The 10,052-nt window shown below is 73.0% G+C and carries 10 protein-coding genes; all 10 read right to left on the reverse strand.

Annotated features, from left to right (window positions below; genetic code table 11):
- Window positions 1-10 precede the first annotated feature (10 nt).
- On the reverse strand, window positions 11-973 hold the full coding sequence (locus ACFWH7_RS02910) for a GNAT family N-acetyltransferase (protein WP_378214927.1): 963 nt from the start codon (window positions 971-973) through the stop codon (window positions 11-13).
- Window positions 974-980: 7 nt separating this feature from the next.
- Window positions 981-2,120, reverse strand: a complete 1,140-nt coding sequence (ispG, locus tag ACFWH7_RS02915; protein WP_021482273.1) for a flavodoxin-dependent (E)-4-hydroxy-3-methylbut-2-enyl-diphosphate synthase — start codon at window positions 2,118-2,120, stop codon at window positions 981-983.
- Window positions 2,121-2,439: 319 nt separating this feature from the next.
- Window positions 2,440-3,750 carry a M50 family metallopeptidase gene (locus ACFWH7_RS02920; RefSeq protein ID WP_378214928.1) on the reverse strand — a complete coding sequence of 437 codons (1,311 nt, stop codon included), beginning with the start codon at window positions 3,748-3,750 and terminating at the stop codon, window positions 2,440-2,442.
- Between the two features lie 55 nt (window positions 3,751-3,805).
- Window positions 3,806-5,005 carry a 1-deoxy-D-xylulose-5-phosphate reductoisomerase gene (dxr, locus tag ACFWH7_RS02925; RefSeq protein WP_378214929.1) on the reverse strand — a complete coding sequence of 400 codons (1,200 nt, stop codon included), beginning with the start codon at window positions 5,003-5,005 and terminating at the stop codon, window positions 3,806-3,808.
- Window positions 4,998-5,864: a class I SAM-dependent methyltransferase gene (locus ACFWH7_RS02930; RefSeq protein ID WP_378214930.1), complete on the reverse strand. Its 867-nt coding sequence runs from the start codon at window positions 5,862-5,864 to the stop codon at window positions 4,998-5,000. Before ACFWH7_RS02930 ends, dxr begins: the two co-directional genes overlap by 8 nt.
- 25 nt (window positions 5,865-5,889) lie before the next feature.
- Window positions 5,890-6,441 (reverse strand): DivIVA domain-containing protein, encoded by a 552-nt coding sequence (locus ACFWH7_RS02935; protein WP_378214931.1) that lies wholly within the window; start codon window positions 6,439-6,441, stop codon window positions 5,890-5,892.
- Window positions 6,438-7,529, reverse strand: coding sequence for a dual-specificity RNA methyltransferase RlmN (rlmN, locus tag ACFWH7_RS02940; protein WP_047232700.1), 1,092 nt, complete (start codon window positions 7,527-7,529; stop codon window positions 6,438-6,440). Before rlmN ends, ACFWH7_RS02935 begins: the two co-directional genes overlap by 4 nt.
- 124 nt (window positions 7,530-7,653) lie before the next feature.
- A complete protein-coding gene (locus ACFWH7_RS02945; protein ID WP_378214937.1) occupies window positions 7,654-8,511 on the reverse strand; it encodes a phosphatidate cytidylyltransferase in 858 nt (285 codons plus the stop codon).
- Between the two features lie 32 nt (window positions 8,512-8,543).
- Window positions 8,544-9,101 (reverse strand): ribosome recycling factor, encoded by a 558-nt coding sequence (gene frr / locus ACFWH7_RS02950; RefSeq protein ID WP_378214932.1) that lies wholly within the window; start codon window positions 9,099-9,101, stop codon window positions 8,544-8,546.
- Between the two features lie 75 nt (window positions 9,102-9,176).
- A complete protein-coding gene (pyrH, locus tag ACFWH7_RS02955; RefSeq protein WP_047232658.1) occupies window positions 9,177-9,932 on the reverse strand; it encodes a UMP kinase in 756 nt (251 codons plus the stop codon).
- Window positions 9,933-10,052 lie beyond the last annotated feature (120 nt).

Here is a 10,052-nt window from a genome sequence, read left to right on the forward strand (position 1 = left end):
TCGCGAGCCCTCAGAAGAGCACCGTGGCGTAGGTACCGACCTGCTCGAACCCGACGCGACGGTACGTCGCGAGCGCGCGGGTGTTGTAGTCGTTGACGTACAGCGAGACGACCGGCGGGGCGACGCGGCGCGCGGCCTCGGCCGGGGTGCCCTGGCGGGCGAGGTGCACGACGGCGGCCATCCCCGGCGCAGCCAGGCCCTGTCCGCGGTACCGCGGGTCGACCCACACGCCCTGGACCTGCGCGACGAGCGGCGTCACGGCCCCGAGCTCGGCCTTGAACACGACGTGCGGCGCGCCGTCGCCTCCCGCGAGCCGGACGAACGACCGGCCGGCGAGCACGAGCGACCGCACGCGTTCCTCGTACGCCCGCCCCCCTCCCTCGACCGGGGAGTAGCCCACCTCCTCGGTGAACATGCGCACGCACGCCGGCAGGACGACGGGCACCTCGGCCGGGACGGAGCGCCGGACCCCGGGATCAGACGCGACGTCGGGCTCGCGGTCGATCGCGAGCGACGGCTGGTTCGCCCGGATCTCGCGCGGCGACGGCCAGTGCGGTGCGAGCAGCTCCCACAGCGCGAGGACCGCGTCGCGCTCGCCCACGACCGACGACGACCGTCGTCCCGCGTGCCGCGCGAGCTCGGCGAACGCCGTGACCGCCGCCCGCGCGCGCGACGCGTCGAGCGTCGCGGGCACCACCGGGACGAGGTTCGCCCCCGCCCAGCACACCGCCTCGAGCGGGCCGACGGCCGGGAACCCCCACGCCTGGCCGCCCGCCGCGTGCAGGCCCGCGTGCTGCGCGACCGCGAGCCGCGCGGCCGCGAGCGTCGACGCGACCGGGTCGCCCGCGCACACCGCCAGCGCGTCCGGGACGTCCGCGTCGACGAGCACGCGCGCCCGAGGCCGTCCGCCGTCGCCAGCCTCGCCCCGCGCCCGAGGCCGCAGGGCCGGGACGGACGGGCGCCAGCGGCTCACGAGGGCGTCAGCCGACCGTGACGACCGGCGGGCCGGCCTGCGCGTCGTTCTCCGGCGTCATGGTCTCCGCGATGCGCAGCGCCTCCTCGATGAGCGTCTCCACGATCAGCGACTCCGGCACCGTCTTGACGACCTCGCCCTTGACGAAGATCTGGCCCTTGCCGTTGCCCGACGCGACGCCGAGGTCCGCCTCGCGCGCCTCGCCCGGGCCGTTGACGACGCAGCCCATGACCGCGACGCGCAGCGGCACCTCCATGCCCTCGAGACCGGCGGTGACCTTCTCCGCGAGCGTGTACACGTCCACCTGGGCACGACCGCACGAGGGGCACGACACGATCTCGAGCTTGCGCGGGCGCAGGTTGAGCGCCTGGAGGATCTGGTTGCCGACCTTGACCTCCTCGACGGGCGGCGCCGACAGCGAGACGCGGATCGTGTCACCGATGCCCTTGCTCAGCAGCGCGCCGAACGCCGTCGCCGACTTGATCGTGCCCTGGAACGCCGGTCCGGCCTCGGTCACGCCGAGGTGCAGCGGCCAGTCCCCGGCCTCGGCGAGCAGCTCGTACGCCCGCACCATGACGACGGGGTCGTTGTGCTTCACGGAGATCTTGAAGTCGTGGAAGCCGTGCTCCTCGAAGAGCGACGCCTCCCACACGGCCGACTCGACCAGCGCCTCGGGCGTCGCCTTGCCGTACTTCGCGAGCAGGCGCGGGTCGAGCGAGCCGGCGTTCACGCCGATGCGCAGGGACACGCCCGCGTCGGACGCCGCCTTCGCGATCTCCTTGACCTGGTCGTCGAACTTGCGGATGTTGCCCGGGTTCACGCGCACCGCGGCGCAGCCCGCGTCGATCGCGGCGAACACGTACTTGGGCTGGAAGTGGATGTCCGCGATGACCGGGATCTGCGACTTCTTGGCGATCGCCGGCAGCGCCAGCGCGTCGTCCGCGCTCGGCACCGCGACGCGCACGATGTCGCAGCCCGACGCCGTGAGCTCCGCGATCTGCTGGAGCGTCGCGTTGATGTCCGTGGTCGGCGTCGTCGTCATCGACTGGACGCTGATCGGCGCGTCGCCGCCGACGTCCACCTTGCCGACCTTGATCTTGCGGCTCTTGCGTCGCGGCGCGAGGACCGGCGGCGGGGCGGCAGGCATTCCGAGACTGATGGGTACGCTCACGCCCCTAGTATCCCCCGTCGGCCGTCCGACGCCGCACGTCGGACCTGTCCGGGACGTCACCTTCCCGCTCGGTCCAGCACATCTTCGCGGCCCCTCCACGCCCCCGGCCTCTTCCCCTTCGCGACGACGCAAGCCGGCCGCGTCCCGCCCGTCAGACACCGGATCACCGCCGAGAAGTGAGCTTTCGCCCCGGATCCGACCGCTTCTGGGGCGGAAGGCCACTTCTCGGCGCGCTCAGTCGCCGGGCGAGAGCCGCGCACGCTGGTCCAAGAGGAGGACGGGCGTGCGACCGGGACTACGTGAGGCGGACGGGGTCGATGATGTCGGCGAGGATCAGCAGGGCACCGACGCCGACGAGGACGACGAACATGACGTACGCGACGGGCATCATCCGGGCGAGGTCGGCCGGACCGGGGCGCGGACGGCCACGGACGCGGGCGACGGTGCGCTTGGCCCCCTCGTAGAGCGCGTTGACGACGTGCCCGCCGTCGAGCGGCAGGAGCGGGATGAGGTTGAAGACGAACAGCGCGACGTTGAGCGCCGCGAGCAGCAGGAGCATCGTGACGACGCGGTCGAGGACCGGGCTCTCGGCCCCGGCGACGTCCACGGCGACCCGACCGACCCCGACGACGCTCATGACGGAGTCCTGACCGCGCGGCGCGTCGGTGAACGCGGCCTGCGCGGCCTCGTAGACCTTGACGGGCAGGGTGACGATGATCCCCGCGGTGCCGGACACCTGCTGCCACGTCGCCTCGGCGGCGACCCCGATCCCGGCGGGCTCCCGCTCGACCGTCGGGGTGAAGCCGACGAACCCGGCAGGCTCGGTCACCGGGTCTCCGGAGTCGTCCACGACGGGCGTCCCGTCCTCGGCGACGACCTGACGCTCGACGTCGACCGGGGTGATGGTGAGGTCGACCTGCTCGCCGTCGCGCTCGACGACGACGGGCGTCGCCTGCCCGGCCGAGCCGCGGATCATGCCGGAGAGCTGGTCCCAGGAGGTGACCTCCTCGCCGTCGAACGACACGACCGTGTCGCCCGGCTCCAGGCCCGCGGCGGCCGCGGGCGACGGGTCCGCGGTGGCGGCGCAGTCCTCCTGCTCGGTCGCGACGACCGACGGGACGCAGGCGGAGAGGGAGCCCACGGTCGTCGTGACGGCAGGCAGGCCGATGCCGACGCACACGATCGCCATGAGCACGAACGCGATGAGGAGGTTCATGAAGGGGCCGCCGAGCATGACGACGACCTTCTTGGGCGCCGAGAGGTTGTAGAAGGCCCGGTGCTCCTCGCCGGGGCGGATCTCCTCGGTGCTCGCGTCGCGCGCGTCGGCGACGACCTGCGAGAAGAAGCCGTTGCCGCGCGGACGCGCACCGGCGGGCGCGGGCGGGTACATGCCGACGAGCCGGACGTAGCCGCCGAGCGGGATCGCCTTGAACCCGTACTCGGTCTCGCCCTTGGTGCGCGACCACAAGGTCGGACCGAACCCGACCATGTACTGGCTCACGCGGACGCCGAACCTCTTCGCGGGCACCATGTGCCCGACCTCGTGCAGCGCGATCGAGACGACGATCCCGACCACGATCACGAGGATGCCGATCAGCGTCGCCATCGTTCCCTCTGCTCCTTCTCGTCCTGGGCGCTCGACGCGCCCGGGCGGTTGCTGGTCACCGTCGGTCCAGGATCTCGTGCGCGCGGGCGCGCGCCCAGCTCTCGGCCTCCGCCACGTCGTCCAACGTCACGGCGTCCGCAGGGGTTCCGTCGTGCGCCGCGAGCACGCGCTCGACCGTCGTCACGATGTCACCGAAACCTGCGCGTCCGCTGAGGAACGCGGCGACGGCCTCCTCGTTGGCGGCGTTGTAGACCGCCGGGTGGGTCGCGCTCGCCGCGACGGCGGCGCGCGCGAGGCTGACCGCGGGGAACGCGGCGTCGTCGAGCGGCTCGAACGTCCACGACCTCGCCGTCGTCCAGTCGCACGGCGGGGTCACCGGGTCGAGCCGGTCGGGCCAGGACAGACCGAGCGCGATCGGCAGGCGCATGTCGGGCGGTGACGCCTGCGCGATCGTCGAGCCGTCGACGAACTCGACCATCGAGTGCACCACGGACTGCGGGTGCACGACGACGGTGATGTCGTCGGCGGGGACGTCGAACAGCAGGTGCGCCTCGATGAGCTCGAGGCCCTTGTTCATGAGGCTCGCGGAGTTCACGGTCACGACCGGCCCCATGGCCCAGGTGGGGTGCGCGAGCGCCTGCTCGACCGTCGCGGCCTTGACCGCGTCGGCCTCCCAGCCGCGGAACGGCCCGCCCGAGGCGGTGAGGACCAGTCGCCGCACCTCGGCGCGCGTCCCGGAGCGCAGGCACTGGGCGATGGCCGAGTGCTCCGAGTCGACGGGCACGATCTGGTCGGCGTGCTGCTGCGCCGCGCGCACCAGGGCGCCCCCGGCGACGAGCGACTCCTTGTTCGCGAGCGCGAGCGTGGACCCCGCGCGCAGCGCGGCGAGCGTCGGCCCGAGCCCGACCGAGCCGGTGACGCCGTTGAGGACGACGTCGCTCCCCCGGCCGGCGAGCTCGACCGCGGCGTCGGGCCCGGCGAGCACGTCGGGGACGTCCCCCCCGCCGGACACGGCCCTCGCCAGCGCTGCCTCGAGCGCCGCCGCCCGGCTCTCGTCCGCGACCCCGACCGCGCGCACCCCGAGATCTGCGGCCTGGCGCGCGAGCAGGTCGACGTCGCCGCCGCCCGCCGAGAGCGCCTCGACGCGGAACCGGTCCGGGTGGGTCCGGACGACGTCGATCGCCTGCGTGCCGATCGACCCGGTCGAGCCGAGGATCGTCACGGTGCGGGAGGTGTGGGCGGGACTGTCAGGCATGGCTCCCATCCTCCCAGGCCGCGGACGGTGCACGGGCACCGAACCGGTCGTGGCCCGGTCGGCGCGGGGCGGTCCACTCGAGCGCGTACCGGAAGAAGAGCCGACGGCGGACGCGCGCGCCGGGCAGGAGCACCCGGGCCGCGCGCGCGACCTCGTCGACCGAGTGCCCCGGGTCCCGCACGGGCATGCCCGGAGCGTCCGGCCCGGGGTCGCCGGGCCGGGCTCGGCGGGGGTGCTTCACGAGGCCCACGAGCGGGTTGAGCAACGCGGACGCTCCGTCGACGGCGAGGTCGCGTGCCGACGCCGTGCGCGCGAGGCCGACGACGAGCAGCCGGCCACCCGGGGCGAGGAGATCCCGGGCGTGCCGGAGGGCCTCGTCGAGGTCCAGGTGGTGCAGCACCGCAACCATCGTCACCGCGTCGTAGCCCTCGCGTGCGGGCGTGTCGAGGCCCCCCGGGCGTCCCGGTGGACGACCGGACTCGGCGGGCGAGCGGACGTCGGCGGGCGAGCGGACGTCGGCGGGCGAGCGGACGTCGGCGGGCGAGCGGACGTCGTCGAACGTCAGCCGCCGCACGGTCACGGCAGGATCTGCGACGTGGCGTACGACGGCTTGGGCGACCATGCCGGCGTCGGCGTCGATGCCATGGACCTCCGCGACGCGCCGGCGCAGCCGGCCGAGCAGCACGCCGGCCCCGCAGCCCACGTCGAGCACGACCCCGGCTCCGCGCGGCACCCGGCGCACGACCCAGCCGTGGAAGTGCTCGTTGTGGTTCCAGGGATGACGGCCGTTGACCGCCTCCAGCCACGACGTCGCACGCCCGACCAGCGGGTTCGCCGACGTCCGGGGGTCGAGGCTCACGCGCGCGAGGACGAGCGGGGCGTGATCACTCGACGCCGAGCAGGACCTCGATCGCGCGGGCGAAGAACGCGTCGACCGGGCCCTCCGCGTAGCCGTCGCGACCGCGCGCACGGCCGAACGTCGCGGAGCGGATCTCCGCCGCCGTGATCGGCACCTGCCGGTCGAAGTACGCGACGAGCCGGTCGCACAGGTCGTCCACGTCGTCGACGTCGTAGGCGGGCTTGCCACGCTCCGCCAGCGCGAACTTCTCGCCGTCCGGGCGGCCCAGACGGCCGTAGAGCGACCGAGCACGCTCCGCGAGCGCGTTCATCCAGGCCTGCTGGCCGTGCGCGGCGACGTACTCCGCGCGCTGACGCGCGATGAACGCGCCCTCGAGGCGGTCCAGCGCGGCGTCCACCTCGTGCGTGTTGTAGCCACCGCGGACCAGGTCGAAGACCGACGCCTGGATCTCGGTGCTCGTCAGGCGCTCCGGCACCCGGCCCTCGTACACGTCACGGGCATGCTCGAAGAAGTCGTCGACCTCCTCGGGGTCGTACCCGTTCCGGGTCTTGCCGACCGTGGTGAACAGCGAACTCACTCGTCCTCCTCTGCAGCGAGCTGCCCGCAGGCGCCGTCGATGTCGCTGCCGCGGGTGTCACGGATCGTCGTCGGGATGCCGTGCCCGCGCAATCGTGCCACGAACTCCGCCTCGACGGCAGGGTCGCTGGCCGTCCAGATCGAGCCCGGGGTGGGGTTGAGCGGGATCGGGTTGACGTGCACCCAGCCGCGGCCGCGCGCGTTGAGCTTCTCGCCGAGCAGGTCGGCGCGCCACGCGTGGTCGTTCATGTCCTTGATGAGCGCGTACTCGATGCTCACGCGCCGACCCGTGACCTCGAAGTAGTGCCGCGCCGCGTCGAGCGTCTCGTCGACGCTCCACCGCGTGTTGATCGGCACGAGCTCGCTGCGCAGGTCGTCGTCGGGGGCGTGGAGCGACAGCGCGAGCGTCACCGGGATGCCCTCGTCGGCAAGCTTGCGCATCGCGGGGACGAGACCGACGGTCGACACCGTGATGTTGCGCGCCGACATGCCGAGCCCGTCGGGGGCCGGCGCGACGAGACGACGCACCGTCCCCATGACGGCCTTGTAGTTGGCGAGCGGCTCGCCCATGCCCATGAACACGAGGTTGTTGAGCCGGGTGGCCCCGCCGGGGATCTCGCCGTCCGCGAGCGATCGGGCGGCGGAGCGCACCTGCTCGACGATCTCCGCGACGGACAGGTTGCGCGTGAGCCCGAGCTGACCGGTCGCGCAGAACGGGCACGCCATGCCGCACCCCGCCTGGCTCGACACGCACAGCGTCGAACGCTGCGGGTAGCGCATGAGCACCGACTCGACCTTGGCGCCGTCGAAGAGGTGCCACAACGTCTTGACGGTCGTCCCGCCGTCGGCCTCCATGCGCCGCGCCGCGGTGAGCAGCGGCGGGAAGAGCGCGTCCGTGAGCACGTCGCGCGTCGCCTTCGGCAGGTCGGTCATCGCCTCGGGGTCGCGCGTGAGGTGCGCGTAGTAGTGCGTCGCGAGCTGCTTGGCCCGGAACGGCTTCTCCCCCAGCTCGACGACGACGTCGCGCACCTCCTCGGGCGCGAGGTCGGCGAAGTGGCGCGGCGGCTTGCCGCGCCGGGGCGCGGTCATGACGAGCGGGAGCGGCTTCGACTCCGCGGAGGGGCGGACGGAACGGACGGTCATGAGGAGGTCCAAGCGTGGGGGGTCGTGCGGACGGGTCGCACCGTGGTGCGAGCGAGCAGTCGGACGGCTGTCAGACGGCGAGCGCGAGGAGCACGTACACGAACGGGGCGGTGAGGAGCATGGAGTCGAGCCGGTCGAGGATGCCTCCGTGACCGGGCAGGAGCGACCCCATGTCCTTCAATTCTAGGTCGCGCTTGATCATCGACTCGGCGAGGTCGCCGATCGTGGCGGTGAGAGGGGCGAGGACGCCCAGCGCGACGCCCAGGAGCGGGCTCGCCCCGAGGCCGACAACGGCCCCGACCACGCCGACCGCGGTCGCGAGCACGAACGATCCCGCCAGCCCTTCCCAGGACTTCTTGGGGCTCACCGAGGGAGCCAGCGGGTGGCGCCCGAACAGGACGCCCGCGACGTACCCGCCGACGTCGTTCGCGACGGCGAGCAGGATGAAGATCAGGACCCGCACGCGCCCGTCGGGCGCCGCGAGCATGAGCATGACGAACCCCGCCATGAACGGCAGGTACGCCGCCGCGAACGTCGCCGCCGCGGCGTCGCGCACCGCCGCGGTCCCCGACCCGTCGATGACCCGCCACACGACGGCGCCCGCGACCGTGAGCATGAAGGAGACGAGCAGCGCCTCCGGGCCCGAGTAGAACGAGGACACGAGGATGCCCACCGTGCCCACGAGGAGCGGGAGGAGCGGCAGGTGCAGCTCGCGGCGCTTGAACGCCTGGGCGAGCTCCCACAGCGCGGCGCCGACCGCCACGGTCGCGAGCAGCACGAAGAACTCGGGCCGGAAGGCAAGGCTCGCCGCGACGAGCGCGAGCAGGCCGAGGCCCACCGCGATCGCCACGGGAAGGTTGCGGCCCGCCTTGGGCGCGCGCGCCGCGGAGGTGCTGTCGCCGGCGGCCGTCGAGGAGGAGTCGGTCATCGGTGCGTGGAGGAGCTCGCCGGAGGAGGTGCTCACACCTCGAGCAGCTCGCTCTCCTTGCCCGCGAGCAGCACGTCGACCTGCTCCACGTGGGCCTTGGTGAGGGACTCGAGCTCCTTCTCGGCGCGCCCGACCTCGTCCTCGCCGGCCTCGCCGTCGCGCGCGATGCGGTCCAGCTCCTCCTTGGCGCGACGACGCACGTTGCGGATCGAGACGCGCGAGTCCTCGGCCTTCGACTTCGCGAGCTTCACGAAGTCACGGCGACGCTCCTCCGTGAGGGCGGGCAGCACCACGCGGATGACGTTGCCGTCGTTGGACGGGTTCACGCCGAGGTCGGAGTCGCGCAGCGACTTCTCGACCGCCGTGATCGAGCTCTTGTCGAACGGGGAGACGAGGATCGTGCGCGCCTCGGTCACCGTGAACGACGCGAGCTGCTGCAACGGCGTCGGCGCGCCGTAGTAGTCGACCGTGATCTTGTTGAACATCGCGGCGTTCGCACGGCCCGTGCGGATCGCGGCGAAGTCCTCCTTGGCCACCTCGACGGCCTTGTCCATCTTCTCCTCGGCCTCGAGGAGGGTCTCGTCGATCACCAGTGCTCCTTCGTCGTTCGTCGTGGGTCGGTCCGTGCGGTCGCGGCCGGGTTCACCGGCGTCGGCGCACCGATGTCAGTCGGTCGTGACCAGTGTGCCAATATTCTCGCCGACCAGGGCACGCGTGACGTTCCCCGGCTCGCCCATGCCGAAGACGCGCATCCGCACGTCGTTGTCGCGGCACAGGCTCAGCGCCGTCGCGTCCATGACCCCGAGGTCGTTGACGAGCGCGTCGGTGTACGTGAGGTGGTCGAGCTTCGTCGCCGAGGGGTCCTTGCGCGGGTCGGCCGTGTAGACGCCGTCCACGCCGTTCTTGCCCATGAGGACCTCCTGGCAGTGCGTCTCGAGGGCGCGCTGCACGGAGACCGTGTCGGTGGAGAAGTAGGGCATGCCGGCCCCGGCGCCGAAGATGACGACCCGGCCCTTCTCGAGGTGGCGGATCGCCCGCAGCGGGATGTAGGGCTCGGCGACCTGACCCATGGTGATGGCGGTCTGCACGCGCGTCTTCACCCCCGCCTGCTCGAGGAAGTCCTGGAGGGCGAGGCAGTTCATCACGGTGCCGAGCATGCCCATGTAGTCGGCACGCGCGCGGTCCAGACCGCGCTGCGAGAGCTCGGCGCCGCGGAAGAAGTTCCCGCCGCCGACGACGATGGCGACCTGCACACCCTGCGCGACCGCGTCCGCGATCTCCCGGGCGACGCGCTGGACGACGTCGGGCGCCAGACCGATCTGCCCGCCGCCGAACGTCTCGCCCGACAGCTTGAGAAGCACCCGCCGGTGCTCGGTCCCCTCGCGGGGCGTGGTCTGCTCGCCTGCCGTCACTGTCGACACCTGTCCTTCGTCCTGGCCCGGTGGGGCGGGGTGGTCCTGCTCCGCCGTCGTCCCACCCGATGGTGCGGCACGACGCCGGTCGTCGCGCGCCCGGGGCCGGGTGCGCGGTCGGCCCGGTCC

Origin of the sequence: Cellulosimicrobium cellulans (assembly GCF_042723955.1) — a bacterium.
Classification (GTDB): Bacteria; Actinomycetota; Actinomycetes; order Actinomycetales; family Cellulomonadaceae; genus Cellulosimicrobium; species Cellulosimicrobium cellulans_H.